Origin of the sequence: Pseudomonas sp. PDM20 (assembly GCF_014852575.3) — a bacterium.
Taxonomy (GTDB): Bacteria; Pseudomonadota; Gammaproteobacteria; order Pseudomonadales; family Pseudomonadaceae; genus Pseudomonas.
The window spans coordinates 1,704,174-1,725,628 of sequence record NZ_CM181224.1; the positions used below are offsets into that span (position 1 = coordinate 1,704,174).

A 21,455-nucleotide genomic window follows, 5' to 3' on the forward strand; every position below is an offset into this window, starting at 1 on the left:
ATGGAAAAGACCAAGCAGGTGACGCCCGTGCCTCGGCACGTGGCGATCATCATGGACGGCAACAACCGCTGGGCAAAGAAACGTTTCATGCCCGGCGTTGCCGGGCACAAAGCTGGCGTGGATGCCGTTCGTGCAGTCATCAAGACCTGCGCCGAGGCGGGCGTCGAGGTGCTGACGCTGTTCGCCTTTTCCAGCGAGAACTGGCAGCGCCCGGCGGAAGAGGTCGGTGCGCTGATGGAGCTGTTCCTCATGGCGCTGCGCCGTGAGGTACGCAAGCTCAGTGCCAACGGCATCCGCCTGCGCATCATCGGCGACCGCAGTCGCTTTGCTCCTGACTTGCAGGCGGCGATGCGCGAGGCCGAGGCGCTGACCGCCAATGGCGGCAGCATGCTGCTGCAGGTGGCGGCGAACTACGGTGGCCAGTGGGATATCACCCAGGCGGCCCAGCGTCTCGCCCGTGAAGTGCAGGCCGGCCATCTGGCGGCAGAGGACATCACTCCGGAGTTGATCCAGGGTTGTCTCTCCACTGCTGACCAGCCGCTGCCCGACCTGTGCATCCGTACCGGTGGCGAGCACCGCATCAGTAATTTCCTTCTCTGGCAGCTGGCTTATGCCGAGCTGTATTTCTCCGATCTCTACTGGCCCGACTTCAAGCACGAAGCCATGCAGGCTGCGTTGCAGGACTACGCCTCTCGTCAGCGCCGTTTCGGCAAGACCAGTGAGCAGGTCGAGGCCGAGGCACCCCCGAAATGTTGAAACAACGAATCATCACGGCGCTGATCCTGTTGCCGATCGCGCTGGGTGGTTTCTTCCTGCTCGATGGTGCGGCGTTCTCGCTGTTCATCGGTCTGGTGGTCAGCCTGGGTGCCTGGGAATGGGCGCGGCTGGCGGGCTACAACGAACAACCCGCCCGCGTCGGCTATGCCGCCGTGGTGGCCGTTCTGATGCTGGTATTGGCCTGGTTGCCACAGCTGGCAGGTGCAGTCCTGGTGCTGGCACTGCTCTGGTGGGCGCTCGCGACCGTCATGGTGCTGACCTATCCGGATAGCGCGTCGAGCTGGGGCGGCCGTTGGCGTCGCCTGCTGATCGGCCTGCTGATCCTGCTGCCGGCCTGGCAAGGGCTGGTGTTGCTCAAGCAATGGCCGCTGTCCAACTGGCTGATCGTTGCCGTGATGGTGCTGGTCTGGGCTGCCGACATCGGCGCCTACTTCTCCGGCAAGGCCTTCGGCAAGCGCAAGCTCGCCCCGCGCGTCAGCCCGGGCAAGAGCTGGGAAGGCTTCTTCGGCGGCATGGCGCTGTGCCTGGCGATCACCGTTGCTGTCGCCATCTACCGTGACTGGACTGTGCGTGAACTGCTGCTGGCGCTGCCGTGTGCGGCCATCGTGGTGGCCTTGTCGGTCATCGGTGACCTGACCGAAAGCATGTTCAAGCGCCAGTCCGGGCTCAAGGACAGCAGCAACCTGCTGCCGGGTCATGGTGGCGTGCTGGACCGCATCGACAGCCTGACCGCAGCCATCCCGGTGTTCACTGCGCTGCTTTGGGCCGTGGGCTGGGGTACGCCGTGAGTCATCCGCAGTGGATTACCGTGCTGGGGGCGACCGGGTCGATCGGCCTCAGTACCCTCGACGTCATCGCGCGTCATCCTGATCGTTATCGCGTCTTCGCGCTCAGCGGCTTTTCCCGCCTGGCTGAGCTCGAGGCGCTTTGCCTGCGCCACCAGCCGCGCTTCGTCGTCGTGCCGGAGGCTGAGCAGGCGCGTGCCTTGCAGGATCGCCTGGGCTCTGCGGGGCTCGAGGTCCGGGTGCTGGTCGGCGAGGCCGGTCTTTGCGAGATTTCCGCTCATCCGGAAGTGGACGCGGTGATGGCGGCCATCGTTGGCGCTGCGGGTCTGAAACCTACTCTGGCAGCCGTCGAGGCTGGCAAGCGGGTCTTGCTGGCCAATAAAGAAGCGTTGGTGATGTCCGGCGCCCTGTTCATGGATGCGGTGCGAGCCAGCGGCGCCGTCCTGCTGCCCATCGACAGCGAGCACAATGCGATCTTCCAGTGCATGCCGGCGGACTACGCTCGCGGCCTGGGTGAGGTCGGTGTTCGTCGTATCCTGCTGACGGCCTCGGGTGGCCCGTTCCGCGAAACGCCGCTGGAGCAGTTGGCCCGGGTTTCCCCGGAGCAGGCTTGCGCACACCCCAACTGGTCGATGGGGCGGAAGATTTCCGTCGATTCGGCCAGCATGATGAATAAGGGCCTGGAGCTGATCGAGGCTTGCTGGCTGTTCGATGCCGCGCCGTCAAAGGTCGAGGTGGTGATCCACCCTCAGAGCGTGATCCACTCCCTGGTGGACTACGTCGATGGCTCGGTGCTCGCACAGTTGGGCAATCCGGATATGCGGACCCCCATCGCCCACGCCCTGGCCTGGCCGCAGCGAATCGACTCCGGTGTCTCGCCGCTGGACCTGTTCTCCATCGCTCGCCTGGACTTCAGTGCGCCCGATGAGCAGCGTTTCCCCTGTCTGCGCCTGGCGCGGCAGGCCGCCGAGGCGGGTGGTAGCGTGCCTGCGATGCTCAATGCGGCGAACGAGGTGGCCGTCGCGGCGTTCCTCGAGCGGCGCATCCGCTTCACGGATATCCCGGTTATCATCGACGAAGTGCTGAACTGCGAGGCGCGCACACCGGTCGAATCGCTCGATGCGGTGCTGGCGGCCGACCAGCGTGCACGCGGCGCCGCACAGGCGTGGTTGCAGGAGCGCGGGCATTGAGCCCGAGGAGGTAGCGATGAGCGCCCTTTATATGGTGGTGGGACTGATTGTCGCCCTGGGCGTACTGGTCACCTTCCACGAGTTCGGACACTTCTGGGTCGCCCGCCGCTGCGGGGTCAAGGTCCTGCGCTTCTCCGTGGGCTTCGGCACGCCGCTGGTGCGCTGGCATGATCGCCAGGGCACTGAGTTCGTTGTCGCTGCCATTCCGCTGGGCGGCTACGTGAAGATGCTCGATGAGCGGGAAGGCGATGTTCCCGCCGAGCTGCTCGACCGCGCCTTCAATCGCAAGACCGTATTCCAGCGCATCGCCATCGTTGCGGCGGGGCCGATTGCCAACTTCCTGCTGGCCATCCTGTTCTTCTGGGTCCTGGCCATGCTGGGCAGTCAGCAGATCAAGCCGATCATCGGTTCCGTGGTGGCGAACAGTCCCGCGGCCATCGCCGGTCTGGCGTCCGGCCAGGAAGTCGTGGCGGTGGATGGCGAGGCCGTCGACGGCTGGAGCGGCGTCAACCTGCAGCTGGTGCGCCGTCTCGGTGAAACCGGCGAGCTGAGCGTTTCGGTGCTGGAGCAGGGTTCGAGTGCTCCGACCGTGCACCAGGTGCGCATCAGTTCCTGGCTGAAGAACGAAGACAATCCCGATCCCATCGGTGGTCTGGGAATCCAGCCCTGGCGACCCGCTGTCGCACCGGTGATCGCTGAACTGGATGAAAAAGGACCTGCCAAGGCTGCCGGCCTGCAGATTGGTGACCGGCTCGTCAGTCTGGATGGTCAGTCGGTCACGGATTGGCAGGAAGTGGTCTCGCGTGTCCGCGCCATGCCTGAAGGCAAGGTGACGCTCGGCATCGAGCGCGCAGGCCAGCGCGAGGAGCTTGCCCTGACCCTGGCGGCCAAAGGGGAGGGCAAGGCCCGTACCGGCTACCTGGGCGCGGGTGTCGCCGGTGGTCAGTGGCCGCCGGAAATGCTCCGCGAAGTGAGCTATGGGCCGGTGGCTGCGGTGGGGCAGGCGCTCTCCCGAACCTGGTCCATGAGCCTGCTAACTCTGGATTCTCTAAAGAAAATGGTGCTCGGGCAGCTCTCGGTAAAAAACTTGAGCGGGCCGATAACCATTGCTAAAGTGGCGGGCGCTTCAGCCCAGTCCGGCGTAGGGGATTTTCTGCATTTCCTCGCCTATCTGAGCATCAGCTTGGGGGTTCTCAACCTGTTGCCGATTCCCGTCCTCGATGGCGGGCATCTGCTGTTCTACATGGTCGAGTGGGTGCGAGGTCGCCCACTGTCGGAGCGGGTCCAGGCTTGGGGGATGCAGATTGGCATCAGCCTGGTAGTCGGGGTCATGTTGTTGGCCCTGGTCAACGATCTGAGTCGACTGTAACCGCCCGTTGGTTTTCGGATCTGCCGCCCTTTGCGGCAGATTCTCTATTTGTCAGTTGGAATAAAAGGACTCCATGAAACGCTTTCTGCTTCCCGCGGCCCTTTCCGCGCTGATGATCGCCCAGGTTCACGCCGAGTCCTTCACTGTTTCCGATATCCGGGTCAACGGCCTGCAGCGCGTGTCTGCCGGCAGCGTGTTCGCGGCCCTGCCGCTGAACGTCGGCGAGCAGATCGACGATCGCCGCCTGGTCGAAGCGACCCGCTCGCTGTTCAAGACCGGCTTCTTCCAGGACATCCAGCTCAGCCGTGATGGCAATGTGCTGATCGTCAACGTGGTCGAGCGTCCGTCCATCTCCAGCATCGAGATCGAGGGCAACAAGGCCATCACCACCGAAGACCTGATGAAGGGTCTGAAGCAGTCCGGCCTCTCCGAAGGCGAAATCTTCCAGCGTGCGACCCTCGAGGGCGTGCGCAACGAGCTGCAGCGCCAGTACGTGGCCCAGGGCCGCTACTCCGCCGAGATCGAGACCGAAGTCGTGCCGCAGCCGCGCAACCGCGTCGCGCTGAAGATCAACATCAACGAAGGCACCGTGGCGGCCATCGCCCATGTCAACGTGGTGGGCAACACCGTCTTCTCCGAGGAAGACCTGACCGACCTGTTCGAGCTGAAGACCACCAACTGGCTGTCCTTCTTCAAGAACGACGACAAGTACTCCCGCGAGAAGCTCTCCGGCGACCTGGAACGTCTGCGTTCGTACTACCTGGACCGTGGCTACATCCACATGGATATCGCCTCCACCCAGGTGTCCATTACCCCGGACAAGAAGCACGTCTACATCACCGTCAACGTCAACGAAGGCGAGAAGTACACCGTCAGCGACGTGAAGCTCTCCGGCGACCTGAAAGTGCCGGAAGACGAAGTGAAGAAGCTCCTGCTGGTGAAGAAGGGGCAGGTGTTCTCCCGCAAGGTGATGACCACCACCTCCGACCTGATCACCCGTCGCCTGGGTAACGAGGGTTATACCTTCGCCAACGTCAACGGTGTTCCCGAGCCGAACGACGAGAACAAGACCGTATCGATCACCTACGTGGTCGATCCGGGCAAGCGCGCCTACGTCAACCGCATCAACTTCCGTGGCAACACCAAGACCGAGGACGAAGTACTCCGTCGCGAAATGCGCCAGATGGAAGGCGGCTGGGCCTCGACCTACCTGATCGACCAGTCCAAGCAGCGTCTCGAGCGCCTGGGCTACTTCAAGGAAGTCAACGTCGAAACCCCGGCTGTTCCGGGCACCGACGACCAGGTCGACGTCAACTACAGCGTGGAAGAGCAACCGTCCGGCTCGATCACCGCGAGCGTGGGCTTCGCCCAGAGCGCCGGTCTGATCCTCGGCGGCTCGATCAGCCAGAACAACTTCCTGGGTACCGGTAACAAGGTCAGCATCGGCCTGACCAAGTCCGATTACCAGACACGCTACAACTTCGGCTTCGTCGACCCCTACTGGACCGTCGACGGCGTGAGCCTGGGTTACAACGCCTTCTACCGCAAGACCGACTACGACGAGCTCGATGTCGACGTTTCCAGCTACTCGGTGAACAGCCTGGGTGCCGGCGTCAGCATCGGCTACCCGATCAGTGAGACCTCGCGCCTGACCTACGGCCTGACCGTGCAGCGCGACGACATCGACACCGGTGCCTATACCGTCGACGAGATCTTCGACTTCATCGAGAAGGAAGGCGACAGCTTCACCAACTTCAAGGCGTCCATCGGCTGGTCCGAGTCGACCCTGAACAAGGGCGTGCTGGCGAACCGCGGTCACTCGCAGAGCCTGGTGCTGGAAACCACTATTCCGGGCAGCGACCTGTCGTTCTACAAGCTCGACTACCGTGGCCAGATCTTCGCGCCGCTCACCGAAAACTACACCATGCGCTTCCATACCGAACTCGGTTACGGCGGCGCTTACGGCGACACCGATCGCCTGCCGTTCTACGAGAACTACTACGCCGGTGGCTTCAACTCGGTGCGTGGCTTCAAGGACAGCTCCCTTGGTCCGCGCAGTACTCCGAGCAAGGCGCGCAGCAACGGCGACGGTCCTGACGCGGATGGCCGCTACACCGACCCGGATCAGGATCCGGAAGCCTTCGGTGGTAACATCCTGATCACCGGCGGCGCCGAACTGCTGTTCCCGCTGCCGTTCGTGAAGGATCAGCGCCAACTGCGTACCGTGCTGTTCTATGACATCGGTAACGTGTTCGACACCGATTGCCCGATCTCCACCACCCAGGGCTGTGACGGCGTCAAGTTCCAGGACATGGCGATGTCCGCGGGTGTCGGTCTGACCTGGATCACCGCTCTGGGCCCGCTGAGCTTCAGCCTGGCGACTCCGATCAAGAAACCGGATAACGCCGAAACCCAGATCTTCCAGTTCTCCCTCGGGCAGACCTTCTAATTGGCCGTATCGTTGTAATGACAACCATGCTTTGTGCAGGAGTGCATTGTGCGTAAGTTGACCCAGTTCGTCCTGATCACCGCCGCCTTGGCAGCGAGCCCCGCGTTCGCCGACATGAAGATCGCGGTGCTCAACTATCAGATGGCACTCCTCGAGTCGGATGCGGCCAAGCAGTACGCCGTGGATGCCGAGAAGAAGTTCGGCCCCCAGCTGACCAAGCTCAAGGCCCTGGAAACCGATGCCAAGGCCCTGCAGGACAAGCTGGTCAACGGCGGCAGCAAGATGTCCGCTTCCGAGCGCGACAAGGCCGAAGGTGACTTCAAGCAGAAGGCCCGTGACTTCCAGTTCCAGTCCAAGGAGCTGAACGAAGCCAAGGCCGTCGCCGACCGCGACATGCTGAAGAAGCTCAAGCCGAAGCTGGACCAGGCCGTCGAGGAAACCATCAAAAAAGGTGGTTATGACCTCGTGGTCGAGCGTGGTGCCGTGGTCGACGTCAAGCCGCAGTACGACATCACCCGCCAAGTCATCGAGCGCATGAACCAACTGCGCTGATGATGACCGAGCTGTCCTTTACCCTCGCCGAACTGGCTGCGCAACTCGATGCCGAGTTGCGCGGCGATCCCGCTCAGGTGATCAGCGGGCTGGCTACCCTGCAGGACGCAGGCGCCGGTCAGCTGAGCTTCCTGGCCAATCCGCAGTACCGCAAGTTCCTCGAAGGCAGCCAGGCCAGCGCCATTCTGCTGACTGCTGCCGATGCCGAAGGCTATAGCGGTAATGCGCTGATCGTCCCCAATCCCTACCTGGCCTATGCCGGCCTGTCCCACCAGTTCGACCGCAAGCCCAAGGCGCCGGTCGGCATTCATCCCACTGCGGTGGTCGATGAAGGTGCGCAGGTCGACGCGAGCGCCAGTGTCGGCCCCTATGCCGTGATCGAGGCCGGTGCGCAGATCGGTGCCAACGTCACCATCGGTGCCCACTGCTTCGTCGGTGCGCGCAGCGTGGTTGGCGACGGTGGTTGGCTTGCGCCCCGCGTGACGCTCTACCACGACGTGCGCATTGGCAAGCGCGTGGTGATCCAGTCCGGCGCCGTGCTGGGGGGGGAGGGCTTCGGCTTCGCCAACCACAAGGGCATCTGGCAGAAGATCGCCCAGATTGGCGGCGTGACCCTGGGTGACGACGTCGAGATCGGGGCCAACACCACCATCGACCGTGGTGCGCTGTCCGATACCCTGGTGGGCAATGGCGTGAAGCTGGACAACCAGATCATGATCGCCCACAACGTGCAGATCGGTGATCACACTGCCATGGCCGGCTGCTGCGGGATTTCCGGCAGCGCCAAGATCGGCAAGCACTGCATGCTTGCTGGCGGTGTCGGCCTGGTCGGCCACATCGAGATTTGTGACAACGTCTTCGTCACCGGGATGACCATGGTGACCCGTTCGATCACCGAACCGGGCTCCTACTCGTCCGGTACCGCCATGCAGCCTGCGGCTGAATGGAAGAAGAGTGCCGCGCGCATTCGTCAGCTGGATGACATGGCCCGTCGTCTGCAGCAGCTGGAAAAGCGCGTGGCCGCCGTGACCCCAAGCGGAGACGCTCCATCAGATGCGTGATCCACGCATTTTTTGGCGTTTCCCTTTTCTGAACAGGCTCCCCTGAACATGATGGACATCAACGAGATTCGCGAATACCTGCCTCATCGCTACCCCTTCCTGCTGGTGGATCGGGTGGTCGAGCTGGACATCGAAGGCAAGCGCATTCGCGCCTACAAGAATGTCAGCATCAACGAGCCGTTCTTCAATGGCCACTTCCCGCAGCATCCGATCATGCCGGGCGTGCTGATCATCGAGGCCATGGCCCAGGCGGCCGGCATCCTCGGTTTCAAGATGCTCGACGTGAAGCCGGCCGACGGCACCCTGTATTACTTCGTCGGCTCCGACAAGCTGCGCTTCCGCCAGCCGGTGCTGCCGGGCGACCAGTTGCAGCTCAATGCCCAGTTCCTGAGCGTCAAGCGTGGCATCTGGAAGTTCGATTGCCATGCCACCGTCGATGACAAGCCGGTATGCTCGGCCGAAATCATCTGTGCGGAACGCAAACTATGAGTTTGATCGATCCTCGCGCCATCATCGACCCGCGCGCAAAGCTGGCTGACGACGTAGAAGTGGGCCCCTGGTCCATGGTCGGGCCGGATGTGGAGATCGGCGAAGGTACGGTGATCGGTCCGCACGTGGTGGTCAAAGGTCCCACGAAGATCGGTAAGCACAATCGGATTTTCCAGTTCTCCAGCGTGGGTGAAGATACCCCCGACCTGAAGTACAAGGGCGAACCGACTCGCCTGGTGATCGGTGACAACAATGTGATCCGCGAAGGTGTGACCATTCATCGCGGCACCATCCAGGATCGCTCGGAAACCACCATCGGCGATCACAACTTGCTCATGGCCTATGTGCACATCGGCCACGACAGTGTGATCGGCAACCATTGCATCCTCGTGAACAACACCGCGCTGGCGGGGCATGTGCATGTGGATGACTGGGCGATCCTCTCCGGCTACACCCTGGTGCATCAGTTCTGCCGCATTGGCGCGCACGCCTTCTCCGGCATGGGCACCACCATCGGCAAGGACGTTCCGGCCTATGTCACAGTCTTCGGCAACCCCGCCGAGGCCCGCAGCATGAACTTCGAGGGCCTGCGCCGTCGCGGTTTCAGCGCCGAATCGATCCAGGCGCTGCGCCGTGCCTACAAGGTGGTCTACCGCCAGGGTCTGACGGTGGACGAGGCGCTGGCCGAACTGGCCGAAGTCTCCGAGCAGTTCCCGGAAGTCGCGGTGTTCCGCGACTCCATCCAGAGCTCCACCCGCGGCATCACCCGCTGACCATGCAATCGACCGCACGCAAGCTGCGCGTCGCCCTGGTCGCGGGCGAGGCGTCCGGCGATATCCTCGGCTCCGGCCTCATGCAGGCGCTCAAGCAGCGCCACCCCGACATCGAGTTCATCGGCGTCGGCGGCCCGCGCATGCAGGCCGAAGGGCTGCGGTCGCATTTCCCGATGGAGCGCCTGGCCGTCATGGGCCTGGTTGAGGTGCTGGGTCGCCTGCGCGAACTGCTGCGCCGGCGCAAGGACCTGCTGAAGATGCTGATCGCGGCCAAACCGGACGTGTTCATCGGCATCGACGCGCCGGACTTCAACCTGACTCTTGAATTGAAGCTGCGCCGCGCGGGCATCCGTACGGTGCACTACGTCAGCCCCTCGGTCTGGGCCTGGCGGCAGAAGCGTGTGCTGAAGATCAAGGAAGCTTGCGACCTGATGCTCGCGCTTTTCCCCTTCGAGGCGCGTTTCTACGAAGAACATGCGGTGCCGGTGCGTTTCGTCGGGCATCCGCTGGCCAATACCATTCCGCTGGAGGCCGACCGCGCCGGTGCGCGCGAGCGTCTCGGTTTGCCGCAGGAAGCCAGCGTCGTCGCGCTCCTGCCCGGTAGCCGGGGAGGAGAGGTCGGGAAGCTCGGCGCGTTGTTCCTCGATACCGCCCAGCGCCTGCTCCAGGATCGCCCTGGCCTGCGCTTCGTGCTGCCTTGCGCGAGCCCCGAACGCCGCGTGCAGATCGAAGAAATGCTTGCGGGTCGCGATCTGCCGGTGCAATTGCTCGACGGAGCTTCCCACGAAGCGTTCGCCGCCTGCGACGCTGTACTGATCGCCTCCGGCACCGCCACGCTGGAAGCCCTGCTGTACAAGCGGCCGATGGTCGTCGCCTATAAGGTGGCGCCGATGACCTACCGCATCCTCAAGCGCCTGGTGAAGAGTCCGTACATCTCGCTGCCGAACCTGATGGCCGGCCGCCTGCTGGTGCCCGAGCTGATCCAGGATGCGGCGACTCCAGAGGCGCTGGCCACGACCTTGTTGCCCCTGCTCGACGACGGCAGTGTGCAGACCGAATCCTTCGACGCCATCCATCGCGCCCTGCGCCAGGATGCGTCCGCGCAGGCCGCCGAAGCGGTGCTCGCCCTGGTGGAGAAACGCTGATGCAGATGGGCCTGGACTTCACCCTGGTGGAAGAACTGGTGGCCGGTGTCGACGAAGTCGGTCGTGGTCCGCTCTGCGGTCCCGTGGTCACCGCGGCGGTGATCCTCGATCCGGCTCGTCCGATCAAGGGCCTCAACGACTCGAAGAAGCTCAGCGAAGCGCGCCGCGAAGCGCTGTTCGACGAGATCCGCGAGAAGGCCCTGGCCTGGTGTATCGCCCGTGCCGATGTGCACGAGATCGACCAGCTGAACATCCTTCACGCCACCATGCTCGCCATGCAGCGCGCGGTGGAAGGCCTCAGCGTCACGCCGAAACTGGCGCTGATCGACGGCAACCGCTGCCCGAAACTGAAGGTGCCTTCCGCGCCGGTCGTGCAGGGCGACGCCAAGGTGCCGGCCATCGCTGCCGCGTCGATCCTGGCCAAGGTCAGCCGCGACCGCGAGATGCAGGAAATGGAAGCGCAGTACCCCGGCTACGGCATCGGCGGCCATAAGGGCTACCCGACGCCAGTCCACCTGGAGGCGCTAAAGCGTCTGGGCCCGACGCCCATCCACCGTCGCTCCTTCGGGCCGGTGCGCGCGTTGCTGGAAAACCCTGCCGGCATCCTGTAACACCCTGTTATTACTCTGGAATTCCTCGCGGCCAGCGGCCCGCCGGTGACTTCAAACACCCGGCGCGACGGCTGGCCCATTGATCCCTGTAGCTTTGCGGACAGCCCCGGTACAATCCGGGGCTTGCCGTTTTTCGCGTTTGCCAAGGACCACCATGACCGCCACCTTCGTTCACCTGCGTCTGCACACCGAATTCTCCCTGGTCGACGGCCTGGTACGGGTCAAGCCGCTGATCAAGGCGGTGGGTGGGGCGGGCATGCCGGCGGTGGCGGTGACCGACCTGAGCAACATGTGCTCGCTGGTGAAGTTCTACAAGACGGCCATGGGTGGCGGGATCAAGCCGATCTGCGGCGCCGACATCTGGCTGGCCAACCGCGACGAGGACGGCCCTCTGACCCGCCTGACCCTGCTGGCGATGAACGCCAAGGGCTACCGCAACCTCACCGAGCTGATTTCCCGTGGCTGGCAGGAAGGCCAGCGCAACGGCGAGATCATCATCGAGCGGCAGTGGGTCAAGGACGCCGCCGAAGGCCTGATCGCGCTGTCCGGCTCCAAGGAAGGCGAGATCGGCATGGCGTTGCTGGAGGGTGACGACGCCCTGGCGGACTCGCTGTTGGCTGAGTGGCTGGAGGTCTTCCCGGACCGCTTCTACCTGGATATCCAGCGCACCAGTCGCGTCAACGACGAAGAACACGTGCATGCCGCCGTGGCCCTGTCCGCGCGCAGCGGCGCGCCGCTGGTGGCGACCAACGACGTGCGTTTCATCAAGGAAGCGGACTTCGAGGCCCACGAGACCCGCGTATGCATCGGCGAAGGCCGTGCCCTGGATGACCCGCGCCGTTCGCGCAGCTATTCCGACCAGCAGTACCTGAAGAGCCCGGAAGAAATGGCCGAGCTGTTCAGCGACATTCCCGAGGCTCTGGAAAACTCCGTCGAGATCGCCAAGCGCTGCAATATCGACGTGCAGTTGGGCAAGTACTTCCTGCCCAACTTCCCGATTCCCTTTGATGACATGGACATCAACGACTACCTGCGCCATGTCTCCTACGAGGGCCTAGAGGAGCGCCTGGCGGTGCTCTGGCCGAAGGACACCACGCCCAATTACGAAGAGAAGCGGCAGCTCTACGTTGATCGCCTGGAGTTCGAGCTGGGCACCATCATCCAGATGGGCTTCCCCGGCTACTTCCTGATCGTGATGGACTTCATCAAGTGGGCCAAGAACAACGGCGTGCCGGTGGGCCCCGGCCGGGGCTCGGGTGCCGGTTCGCTGGTCGCCTATGTGCTGAAGATCACCGACCTCGACCCGCTGGCCTATGACCTGCTGTTCGAGCGCTTCCTGAACCCCGAACGTATTTCCATGCCCGACTTCGACGTCGACTTCTGCATGGAGGGCCGCGACCGGGTGATCGACTACGTGGCCGGCGCCTACGGCCGCAACGCGGTGAGCCAGATCATCACCTTCGGTTCCATGGCCGCGAAGGCGGTGGTGCGCGACGTGGCGCGGGTGCAGGGCAAGTCCTACGGCCTGGCCGACAAGCTGTCGAAGATGATTCCCTTCGAAGTGGGCATGACCCTGGAGAAGGCCTTCGAGCAGGAGGAAATGCTCCGCGACTTCCTCAAGACCGACGAGGAAGCCCAGGAAATCTGGGACATGGCCCTCAAGCTGGAAGGCGTTACCCGCGGTACCGGCAAGCACGCCGGTGGTGTGGTGATCGCGCCGACCAAGCTGACCGACTTCGCCCCCATCGCCTGTGACGAAGAGGGCGCCGGCCTGGTGACCCAGTTCGACAAGGACGACGTGGAGGCCGCCGGTCTGGTGAAGTTCGACTTCCTCGGCCTGCGCACCCTGACCATCATCAAATGGGCGATGGAAATCATCCATCGCATCCAGCAGAAGGCTGGCGAGACCGATCTGGTCGACATCGATCGCATTCCGCTGGACGACAAGAAGACCTACGACCTGCTGCAGAAGGCGGAAACCACTGCGGTCTTCCAGCTTGAATCGCGCGGTATGAAGGAGCTGATCAAGAAGCTCAAGCCGGACTGCCTGGAAGACCTCATCGCACTGGTGGCGCTGTTCCGTCCCGGTCCGCTGCAGTCGGGCATGGTGGACGACTTCATCAACCGGAAGCACGGTCGTGAGGAAATCTCCTACCCGCACCCGGATTACCAGTACGCCGGCCTCGAACCGGTGCTCAAGCCGACCTACGGCATCATCCTGTACCAGGAACAGGTGATGCAGATCGCCCAGGTGATGGCGGGCTACAGCCTCGGCGGCGCGGACATGCTGCGCCGCGCCATGGGCAAGAAGAAGCCCGAGGAAATGGCCAAGCAGCGCGGCGGCTTCATCGAAGGCTGCTCCAGCAATGGCATCGACGAAAACCTCTCGGGCAACATCTTCGACCTGGTGGAAAAATTCGCCGGCTACGGCTTCAACAAGTCGCACTCGGCCGCCTACGGTCTGGTGTCGTACCAGACCGCCTGGCTGAAGACCCACTGGAAAGCCCCGTTCATGGCCGCGGTACTCACCGCGGATATGCAGAACACCGACAAGGTGGTGACGCTCATCGAAGAGTGCCGCCACATGAAGCTGCGCATCCTGGCGCCGGACGTGAACAACTCCGAGTTCCGCTTCACCGTCGACGAGGACAACCAGATCGTCTACGGCCTGGGCGCGATCAAGGGCGTCGGCGAAGGCCCGGTGGAAGCCATCACCGAGTGCCGCAACGAAGGCGGGCCATTCAAGACCCTGTTCGACTTCTGCGATCGCATCGACCTCAAGCGCGTCAACAAGCGCACCCTGGAGGCGCTGATCCGCGCCGGCGCGCTGGATCGCCTCGGCCCGCACTTCCATGAAGAGCAGAAGGCCTACCACGCCCACGTCGACATCAACCGCGCCGTGCTGCTTGCGTCCATGGAAGAAGCCGTCAAGGCCGCCGAGCAGACCTCGCGCAGCCACGACAGCGGCCACATGGACCTGTTCGGCGGCGTGTTCGCCGAGCCTGAGGCCGATGTCTATGCCAACCACCGCAAGGTCAAGGAGCTCAACCTCAAGGAGCGCCTGAAGGGCGAGAAGGACACCCTCGGCCTGTACCTGACCGGTCACCCCATCGACGAGTACGAGGGGGAGGTGCGACGTTTTGCCCGCCAGCGCATCGTCGAGCTGAAGCCTGCACGTGATACCCAGACCGTCGCCGGCCTGATCGTCAACCTGCGGGTGATGAAGAACAAGCGCGGCGACAAGATGGGCTTTGTGACCCTGGACGACCGCTCCGGCCGCATCGAAGCCTCGTTGTTCGCCGAAGCCTTCGCCGCCAACCAGGCGCTGCTGCAGACCGACGCGCTGGTGGTGATCGAGGGCGAAGTCAGCCAGGACGATTTCTCCGGCGGCCTGCGCCTGCGCGCCAAGCGCGTGATGGGCCTGGAAGAGGCGCGCACCTCGCTGGCGGAAAGCCTGCGCGTGCGCGTCCATGCCGACGCGCTCAAGGGCGACCGTCTGCGCTGGCTGGCCGACCTGTGCACCCGTCACCGCGGCAGCTGCCCGGTCACCGTCGACTACAGTGGCGAGCAGGCGCGCGCCCTGTTGCAGTTCGGCGAGCAGTGGCGGATCGACCCGGCAGACAACCTGATTCAAGCGTTGCGTGACCAGTTTGGCCGCGACAACGTCTTCCTCAACTACCGCTAGTGAAGCCCGCTAGTGAAGCCGGTGGCCAAAGGCCGCCCGCCAGTCTCGACCCTTGGCGCCCGATACCGTAAGGTAGGGCGCCTACGGACCAGGCCCAGCCGCCAACAGAACGACGGATAGCCCATGAACCCGAATTTTCTCGATTTCGAACAGCCCATTGCCGACCTGCACGCCAAGATTGAAGAGCTGCGGTTGGTCGGTAACGACAACGCCCTGAACATCACCGACGAAATCTCCCGTCTGCAGGAGAAGAGCAAGGCGCTGACCGAGAACATCTTCGGCAACCTGTCCAGCTGGCAGATCGCCCAGCTCGCGCGCCATCCGCGTCGCCCCTACACCCTGGACTACATCGAGCACATCTTCACCGAGTTCGAAGAGCTGCACGGTGACCGCCACTTCTCCGACGACGCCGCGATTGTCGGTGGCGTTGCCCGCCTGGAAGACCAGCCGGTGATGATCATCGGCCACCAGAAGGGCCGCGAAGTGCGCGAGAAGGTGCGCCGCAACTTCGGCATGCCGCGTCCGGAAGGCTACCGCAAGGCCTGCCGCCTGATGGAAATGGCCGAACGCTTCAAGATGCCGATCCTGACCTTCATCGACACTCCCGGCGCCTACCCGGGCATCGACGCCGAAGAACGCGGCCAGAGCGAGGCGATCGCATGGAACCTGCGCGTCATGGCGCGTCTGAAGACCCCGATCATCGCCACCGTGATCGGCGAGGGTGGCTCCGGCGGCGCACTGGCCATCGGCGTGTGCGACCAGTTGAACATGCTGCAGTACTCCACCTACGCGGTGATCTCGCCCGAAGGTTGCGCCTCGATCCTCTGGCGTACCGCCGAGAAGGCGCCGGAAGCGGCCGAAGCCATGGGCATCACCGCCAACCGCCTGAAGGACCTGGGTATCGTCGACAGCGTCATCCCCGAGCCGCTGGGCAGCGCCCACCGCGACCCGGCCGCGATGGCCGAGACCATCCGCAAGTCCCTGCTCGGCCAGCTCGACACGCTGAACCAGCTGAGCAGCGAAGAGCTCCTGGCGCGCCGTTACGAGCGCCTGATGAGCTACGGCGTCGCCTGATCGACGCCTTCGGCGCAGCGCGGGTGACGAGGTATCCTTGCCTCGTCCCCGACCCTGCCGATCTGCGCCATGCCTGCTGATTTCCAATCCCGACTGCTGACTTTTCTCGCGCCCTGGCGCAACGCGCCGGCGTGGCGTGTCGCCTTGTCCGGCGGGCTGGATTCCACCGTTCTCCTGCATCTCCTGGCGCAACTCGCTGCCCGCGAGGCCTTGCCGCCGATTTCCGCCATTCACGTGCACCACGGCCTGCAGGCTGTCGCTGATGCCTGGCCGGAACATTGCCAGCGTTTCTGCGACTCCCTTGGCGTGCCGATGCAGGTGGCGCGCGTGCAAGTCGATGACGGCGCCAGCCTGGAGCGCGCGGCGCGCGAGGCGCGGTATGCGGCTTTCGCCGCGGCGCTGGGGGAGGGCGAGTGCCTGTTGACCGGCCAGCACCGTGACGATCAGGCGGAAACCGTCCTGTTCCGGCTGTTCCGCGGCGCCGGGGTGCGGGGCCTGTCGGCAATGGCGGCCAGTCGTCCGTTTGGCGCTGGAATGCTGCTGCGTCCGTTGCTGGATTTCAGTCGCGCGGAGCTGGAGCGGTACGCCCGCAGTCATGGGCTGACCTGGGTGGAGGACCCGTCCAATGCCAACGACGATTACGACCGCAACTACTTGCGCAACCGGGTGTTGCCGGGCATCGTCGAGCGCTGGCCTGCGGCCGTCGAAACCATCAGCCGCAGCGCCGAGCACCTGGCGGAAGCCGACGGGCTGCTGGGCGAGCTGGCACAAAGCGACCTGATTTCCGCTGGGGCGCGCAACGAATACATCGGCATGCAATTGCCCTCGCTGGCCATCGCCGCGCTGGCGGAGCTGAGTGAGCCGCGCCAGCGCAATGCATTGCGTCACTGGCTGGCACCGTTGGCTCGTCTGCCCGACCGCGCGCACTGGGCTGGCTGGCAGGACCTGCGTGACGCCCGCGAGGATGCCGAACCGATCTGGCGCCTCGCCGATGGTGAACTGCGCCGCGCTCATGGCCGGCTCTGGTGGTTGGCCAACCCCTGGCTCGGCTTCGTACCGGCGAATCAGGCCTGGCGTGATCCGGCGCAGCCGCTTTCGCTGCCGGACAACGGCTCGCTGCGTTTCGAGGGCGAACCGCCGAACGGGCCGCTGGAGGTTCGCTACCGGCAGGGTGGGGAGGTCATGCTGCTGGCCGGTCGAGGCTCCCGCGACCTCAAACGCCTGCTCAATGAAGCGGCCGTGCCGGCCTTCCTGCGTGGTCGTCTGCCGCTGCTCTGGCGAGCCGACGAACTGCTTGGCGTAGCCCTGCTGCCGGACCTGCGGGGGGAGGCGGGGCAGGGCTGGACTCTGCGCTGGACACCTCCGACGAATGACTCGGGTTTGAGCTGATAGCGGCTTTCCGGTAGACTACGCTCCCGTCTTGTACCGCTCCTGTTGATTCGCCTTCGAATCAGTGGGAGTTCGCTATTTTCACGACGAAGTCGTGAGCCGGGTCTTGTACCCGACACCTTCGCTTCCCCGGCGGCCGAGCCGCCTAAACGCTGACATTCAGGGCTTTTCATGACGCGCTACATCTTCGTCACGGGTGGTGTTGTTTCTTCATTGGGGAAAGGCATCGCCTCGGCTTCCTTGGCTGCCATTCTGGAAGCGCGTGGCCTGAAGATCACGATGCTCAAGCTGGACCCCTACATCAACGTCGATCCGGGCACCATGAGCCCGTTCCAGCACGGTGAGGTGTTCGTCACCCACGACGGCGCTGAGACCGACCTTGATCTGGGCCACTACGAGCGTTTCGTTCGTACCACGATGACCCAGAACAACAACTTCACCACCGGCCGCGTCTACATGGACGTGCTGCGCAAGGAGCGCCGTGGTGACTATCTGGGCGCCACCGTGCAGGTCATCCCGCACATCACCGACGAGATCAAGCGTCGCATCATCAAGGGCGCCGGCGATGCCGACGTGGCCCTGGTTGAAGTCGGCGGCACCGTCGGTGACATCGAGTCGCAACCCTTCCTCGAGGCTATCCGCCAGCTGCGCGTGGAGATCGGTTCGCGCCGCGCCATGCTGATGCACCTGACGCTGGTCCCGTACATCGCCACCGCTGGCGAGACCAAGACCAAGCCGACCCAGCACTCGGTCAAGGAACTGCGCTCCATCGGCCTGCAGCCGGACATCCTGATCTGCCGTTCCGACCATCCGGTGGACGTGTCCTCCCGCCGCAAGATCGCCCTCTTCACCAACGTGGAAGAGCGCGCGGTCATCTCGCTGGAAGACGTCGACACCATCTACCGCATTCCGTCGGTACTGCACGCCCAGGGCGTCGACGACCTGGTCGTCGAGCGCTTCGGCCTGGAGTGCGGCCCGGCCGACCTGTCCGAATGGGACCGCGTGGTCGACGCCAAGCTCAACCCCGAGCGTGAAGTCACCATCGCCATGGTCGGCAAGTACATGGAACTGCTCGACGCCTACAAGTCGCTGATCGAAGCCATGACCCATGCCGGCATCCAGAGCCGCACCAAGGTCAACCTGCGCTACATCGACTCCGAGGACATCGAGCAGCAGGGCACCAGCCTGCTCGAAGGCGCCGACGCCATCCTGGTTCCGGGCGGCTTCGGCCTGCGCGGCGTGGAAGGCAAGATCACCGCCGTGCAGTACGCTCGCGAGAACAAGGTTCCGTACCTGGGCATCTGCCTGGGCATGCAGGTGGCCGTCATCGAATACGCCCGCAACGTGCTGGGCTGGACCGATGCCAACTCCACCGAGTTCGACAAGTCCAGCGGCCACCCGGTCGTCGGCCTGATCACCGAATGGCAGGACGCTACCGGCGCCACCGAAGTGCGCACCGAAGCCTCCGACCTGGGCGGCACCATGCGCCTGGGCGCCCAGGAATGCCTGCTCTCCGCCGGCACCCTGGTGCACGACTGCTACGGCAAGGAAGTGATCGTCGAGCGTCACCGTCACCGCTACGAAGTGAACAACAACCTGCGTCCGCAACTGGAAGCCGCCGGCCTGAAGATTTCCGGCCGCTCCGGCGACGGTGCGCTGGTGGAAGTCGTGGAAGCGCCGGACCACCCGTGGTTCGTGGCCTGCCAGTTCCACCCGGAATTCACTTCCACCCCGCGTGATGGTCACCCGCTGTTCAGCGGCTTCGTCAACGCCGCCCTGAAGCAAGCCGGGAAAGCCTGAACATGACACAGAAGATCATCCGCGTCGGCGATATCCAGATCGGCAACGACCTGCCGTTCGTGCTGTTTGGCGGCATGAACGTGCTGGAATCGCGCGACCTGGCGATGCAGGTCTGCGAAGAGTACGTGAAGGTTACCGAGAAGCTCGGTATCCCTTACGTGTTCAAGGCCAGCTTCGACAAGGCCAACCGTTCCTCGATCACCTCGTTCCGTGGTCCGGGCATGGAAGAAGGGCTGAAGATCTTCGAAGAGATCAAGAAGACCTTCAACGTGCCGGTCATCACTGATGTGCACGAGCCTTACCAGGCTGCTCCGGTGGCCGAGGTCTGCGACATCATCCAGTTGCCGGCCTTCCTGTCCCGGCAGACCGACCTGGTCGTGGCCATGGCCCAGACCAAAGCGGTGATCAACATCAAGAAGGCCCAGTTCCTCGCGCCGCAGGAGATGAAACACATCCTGCGCAAGTGCGAGGAGGCGGGTAACGACCAACTGATCCTCTGCGAGCGTGGCTCCTCCTTCGGGTACAACAACCTGGTGGTGGACATGCTCGGCTTCGGCATCATGAAGCAGTTCGAGTACCCGGTGTTCTTCGACGTGACCCACGCCCTGCAGATGCCAGGCGGTCGCGCCGATTCCGCCGGCGGCCGCCGCGCCCAGGTCACCGACCTGGCCAAGGCCGGCATGAGCCAGGGCCTCGCCGGCCTGTTCCTGGAGGCCCATCCGGACCCCGAGAACGCCAAGTGCGACGGTCCGTGCGCCCTGCGTCTGAACAAGCTCGAGCCTTTCCTGTCCCAGCTCAAGCAGCTGGACGACCTGGTCAAGAGTTTCCCCATTATCGAGACTGCCTGAGAATCCGCCCGATGTGCCCCGTAGCGTCAAGCTCGGCGGGGCATCGGGCAGGTTCTGATGTCTCACCAGCCGCCCCGTTTATCTCTATCTTCGGAGTGTTATCAAGAATGGCAAAGATCGTCGACATCAAGGGCCGTGAGGTCCTGGACTCCCGCGGCAACCCGACCGTTGAAGCGGACGTGATCCTGGACAACGGCATCGTCGGCAGCGCTTGCGCCCCGTCCGGTGCATCCACCGGTTCCCGCGAGGCTCTCGAACTGCGCGATGGCGACAAGAGCCGTTACCTGGGCAAGGGCGTGCTGAAAGCCGTGGCCAACATCAATGGCCCGATCCGCGACCTGCTGCTGGGCAAGGACGCGACTGACCAGAAAGGTCTGGATCACGCGATGATCGACCTCGACGGCACCGAGAACAAGGGCAAGCTGGGCGCCAACGCCATCCTGGCCGTCTCCCTGGCTGCCGCCAAGGCCGCCGCTCAGGCCAAGGGCGTACCGCTGTACGCGCACATCGCCGACCTGAACGGCACCCCTGGCCAGTACTCCATGCCGGTTCCGATGATGAACATCATCAACGGCGGCGAGCACGCCGATAACAACGTCGACATCCAGGAGTTCATGGTTCAGCCGGTTGGCGCCAAGAACTTCGCCGACGCGCTGCGCATGGGCGCCGAGATCTTCCACCACCTCAAAGCCGTGCTGAAGGCCCGTGGCCTGAACACTGCCGTGGGTGACGAAGGCGGCTTCGCGCCGAACCTGGCTTCCAACGAAGACGCCCTGGCTGCCATCGCCGAAGCTGTCGCCAACGCCGGCTACAAGCTGGGCGACGACGTTACCCTGGCCCTGGACTGCGCCTCCTCCGAGTTCTTCAAGGACGGCCAGTACGATCTGGAAGGCGAAGGCAAGGTGTTCAGCGCCGAAGGTTTCGCCGACTACCTGGCCGGCCTGACCCAGCGCTACCCGATCATCTCCATCGAAGACGGCATGGACGAGTCCGACTGGGCTGGCTGGAAAGTCCTGACCGACAAGATCGGCGAGAAGGTACAGCTGGTCGGTGACGACCTGTTCGTCACCAACACCAAGATCCTCAAGCGCGGCATCGACGAGCAGATTGGCAACTCGATCCTGATCAAGTTCAACCAGATCGGCTCGCTGACCGAGACCCTGGAAGCCATTCAGATGGCCAAGGCCGCTGGCTTCACCGCGGTGATCTCGCACCGTTCGGGCGAAACCGAGGACAGCACCATCGCTGACCTGGCTGTCGGCACTGCCGCTGGTCAGATCAAGACCGGTTCCCTCTGCCGCTCCGACCGCGTTTCCAAGTACAACCAGCTGCTGCGCATCGAAGAGCAGCTGGGCGCCAAGGCGCCGTACCGTGGTCGCGCGGAATTCCGCGGCTGATCCTGATCCTGATACTAGTCTGGTACGGTAAAGGGGTGGCACGAGCCACCCCTTTGCGTAT

The 21,455-nt window shown here is 63.9% G+C and carries 17 protein-coding genes; all 17 read left to right on the top strand.

The window, feature by feature from the left end; all coding sequences use genetic code 11:
• Complete coding sequence (gene uppS, locus IB261_RS08115) at nucleotides 1-756, top strand: polyprenyl diphosphate synthase (RefSeq protein WP_192381931.1); 756 nt, start codon at nucleotides 1-3, stop codon at nucleotides 754-756.
• Nucleotides 750-1,565 (top strand): phosphatidate cytidylyltransferase, encoded by an 816-nt coding sequence (locus IB261_RS08120; protein WP_192224919.1) that lies wholly within the window; start codon nucleotides 750-752, stop codon nucleotides 1,563-1,565. Before uppS ends, IB261_RS08120 begins: the two co-directional genes overlap by 7 nt.
• Nucleotides 1,562-2,752: a 1-deoxy-D-xylulose-5-phosphate reductoisomerase gene (gene ispC, locus IB261_RS08125; RefSeq protein ID WP_192381933.1), complete on the top strand. Its 1,191-nt coding sequence runs from the start codon at nucleotides 1,562-1,564 to the stop codon at nucleotides 2,750-2,752. The genes IB261_RS08120 and ispC overlap by 4 nt, the downstream gene beginning before the upstream one ends.
• Before the next feature lie 16 nt (nucleotides 2,753-2,768).
• Nucleotides 2,769-4,121, top strand: a complete 1,353-nt coding sequence (gene rseP / locus IB261_RS08130; RefSeq protein WP_192381935.1) for a sigma E protease regulator RseP — start codon at nucleotides 2,769-2,771, stop codon at nucleotides 4,119-4,121.
• A 73-nt stretch (nucleotides 4,122-4,194) separates the two neighbouring features.
• Nucleotides 4,195-6,570, top strand: a complete 2,376-nt coding sequence (gene bamA / locus IB261_RS08135) for an outer membrane protein assembly factor BamA (protein WP_081517892.1) — start codon at nucleotides 4,195-4,197, stop codon at nucleotides 6,568-6,570.
• A gap of 48 nt (nucleotides 6,571-6,618) precedes the next feature.
• The gene (locus tag IB261_RS08140; RefSeq protein ID WP_081517893.1) at nucleotides 6,619-7,122 is read left to right on the top strand and encodes an OmpH family outer membrane protein; all 504 of its coding nucleotides are present in this window, start codon (nucleotides 6,619-6,621) and stop codon (nucleotides 7,120-7,122) included.
• A complete protein-coding gene (lpxD, locus tag IB261_RS08145; protein WP_192381937.1) occupies nucleotides 7,122-8,183 on the top strand; it encodes a UDP-3-O-(3-hydroxymyristoyl)glucosamine N-acyltransferase in 1,062 nt (353 codons plus the stop codon). Before IB261_RS08140 ends, lpxD begins: the two co-directional genes overlap by 1 nt.
• Nucleotides 8,184-8,231: 48 nt before the next feature.
• Nucleotides 8,232-8,672, top strand: coding sequence for a 3-hydroxyacyl-ACP dehydratase FabZ (gene fabZ / locus IB261_RS08150; RefSeq protein ID WP_081517895.1), 441 nt, complete (start codon nucleotides 8,232-8,234; stop codon nucleotides 8,670-8,672).
• Entirely contained in the window at nucleotides 8,669-9,445 is a 777-nt protein-coding gene (gene lpxA, locus IB261_RS08155) for an acyl-ACP--UDP-N-acetylglucosamine O-acyltransferase (RefSeq protein ID WP_081517896.1), read from the top strand. Before fabZ ends, lpxA begins: the two co-directional genes overlap by 4 nt.
• Before the next feature lie 2 nt (nucleotides 9,446-9,447).
• Nucleotides 9,448-10,590: a lipid-A-disaccharide synthase gene (gene lpxB, locus IB261_RS08160; RefSeq protein WP_192289339.1), complete on the top strand. Its 1,143-nt coding sequence runs from the start codon at nucleotides 9,448-9,450 to the stop codon at nucleotides 10,588-10,590.
• Complete coding sequence (gene rnhB / locus IB261_RS08165; protein ID WP_081517898.1) at nucleotides 10,590-11,201, top strand: ribonuclease HII; 612 nt, start codon at nucleotides 10,590-10,592, stop codon at nucleotides 11,199-11,201. Before lpxB ends, rnhB begins: the two co-directional genes overlap by 1 nt.
• 154 nt (nucleotides 11,202-11,355) lie before the next feature.
• Nucleotides 11,356-14,886 (top strand): DNA polymerase III subunit alpha, encoded by a 3,531-nt coding sequence (gene dnaE / locus IB261_RS08170; RefSeq protein ID WP_081517899.1) that lies wholly within the window; start codon nucleotides 11,356-11,358, stop codon nucleotides 14,884-14,886.
• Nucleotides 14,887-15,009: 123 nt separating this feature from the next.
• On the top strand, nucleotides 15,010-15,960 hold the full coding sequence (gene accA, locus IB261_RS08175) for an acetyl-CoA carboxylase carboxyl transferase subunit alpha (RefSeq protein ID WP_081517900.1): 951 nt from the start codon (nucleotides 15,010-15,012) through the stop codon (nucleotides 15,958-15,960).
• Nucleotides 15,961-16,029: 69 nt separating this feature from the next.
• On the top strand, nucleotides 16,030-17,349 hold the full coding sequence (gene tilS, locus IB261_RS08180; RefSeq protein ID WP_192381939.1) for a tRNA lysidine(34) synthetase TilS: 1,320 nt from the start codon (nucleotides 16,030-16,032) through the stop codon (nucleotides 17,347-17,349).
• Nucleotides 17,350-17,520: 171 nt separating this feature from the next.
• Nucleotides 17,521-19,149, top strand: a complete 1,629-nt coding sequence (gene pyrG, locus IB261_RS08185) for a CTP synthase (protein ID WP_024766069.1) — start codon at nucleotides 17,521-17,523, stop codon at nucleotides 19,147-19,149.
• A gap of 2 nt (nucleotides 19,150-19,151) precedes the next feature.
• Nucleotides 19,152-19,997, top strand: a complete 846-nt coding sequence (kdsA, locus tag IB261_RS08190; RefSeq protein ID WP_192381941.1) for a 3-deoxy-8-phosphooctulonate synthase — start codon at nucleotides 19,152-19,154, stop codon at nucleotides 19,995-19,997.
• 107 nt (nucleotides 19,998-20,104) lie between these two features.
• A complete protein-coding gene (eno, locus tag IB261_RS08195) occupies nucleotides 20,105-21,394 on the top strand; it encodes a phosphopyruvate hydratase (RefSeq protein WP_192381943.1) in 1,290 nt (429 codons plus the stop codon).
• Nucleotides 21,395-21,455: the final 61 nt, after the last annotated feature.

Coding starts and splice junctions, on each gene's coding strand:
- uppS (WP_192381931.1), top strand. CDS start 1: ATGGAAAAGACCAAGCAGGTGACGCCCGTGCCTCGGCACGTGGCGATC.
- IB261_RS08120 (WP_192224919.1), top strand. CDS start 750: ATGTTGAAACAACGAATCATCACGGCGCTGATCCTGTTGCCGATCGCG.
- rseP (WP_192381935.1), top strand. CDS start 2,769: ATGAGCGCCCTTTATATGGTGGTGGGACTGATTGTCGCCCTGGGCGTA.
- bamA (WP_081517892.1), top strand. CDS start 4,195: ATGAAACGCTTTCTGCTTCCCGCGGCCCTTTCCGCGCTGATGATCGCC.
- lpxD (WP_192381937.1), top strand. CDS start 7,122: ATGATGACCGAGCTGTCCTTTACCCTCGCCGAACTGGCTGCGCAACTC.
- fabZ (WP_081517895.1), top strand. CDS start 8,232: ATGATGGACATCAACGAGATTCGCGAATACCTGCCTCATCGCTACCCC.
- lpxA (WP_081517896.1), top strand. CDS start 8,669: ATGAGTTTGATCGATCCTCGCGCCATCATCGACCCGCGCGCAAAGCTG.
- lpxB (WP_192289339.1), top strand. CDS start 9,448: ATGCAATCGACCGCACGCAAGCTGCGCGTCGCCCTGGTCGCGGGCGAG.
- rnhB (WP_081517898.1), top strand. CDS start 10,590: ATGCAGATGGGCCTGGACTTCACCCTGGTGGAAGAACTGGTGGCCGGT.
- dnaE (WP_081517899.1), top strand. CDS start 11,356: ATGACCGCCACCTTCGTTCACCTGCGTCTGCACACCGAATTCTCCCTG.
- accA (WP_081517900.1), top strand. CDS start 15,010: ATGAACCCGAATTTTCTCGATTTCGAACAGCCCATTGCCGACCTGCAC.
- tilS (WP_192381939.1), top strand. CDS start 16,030: ATGCCTGCTGATTTCCAATCCCGACTGCTGACTTTTCTCGCGCCCTGG.
- pyrG (WP_024766069.1), top strand. CDS start 17,521: ATGACGCGCTACATCTTCGTCACGGGTGGTGTTGTTTCTTCATTGGGG.
- kdsA (WP_192381941.1), top strand. CDS start 19,152: ATGACACAGAAGATCATCCGCGTCGGCGATATCCAGATCGGCAACGAC.
- eno (WP_192381943.1), top strand. CDS start 20,105: ATGGCAAAGATCGTCGACATCAAGGGCCGTGAGGTCCTGGACTCCCGC.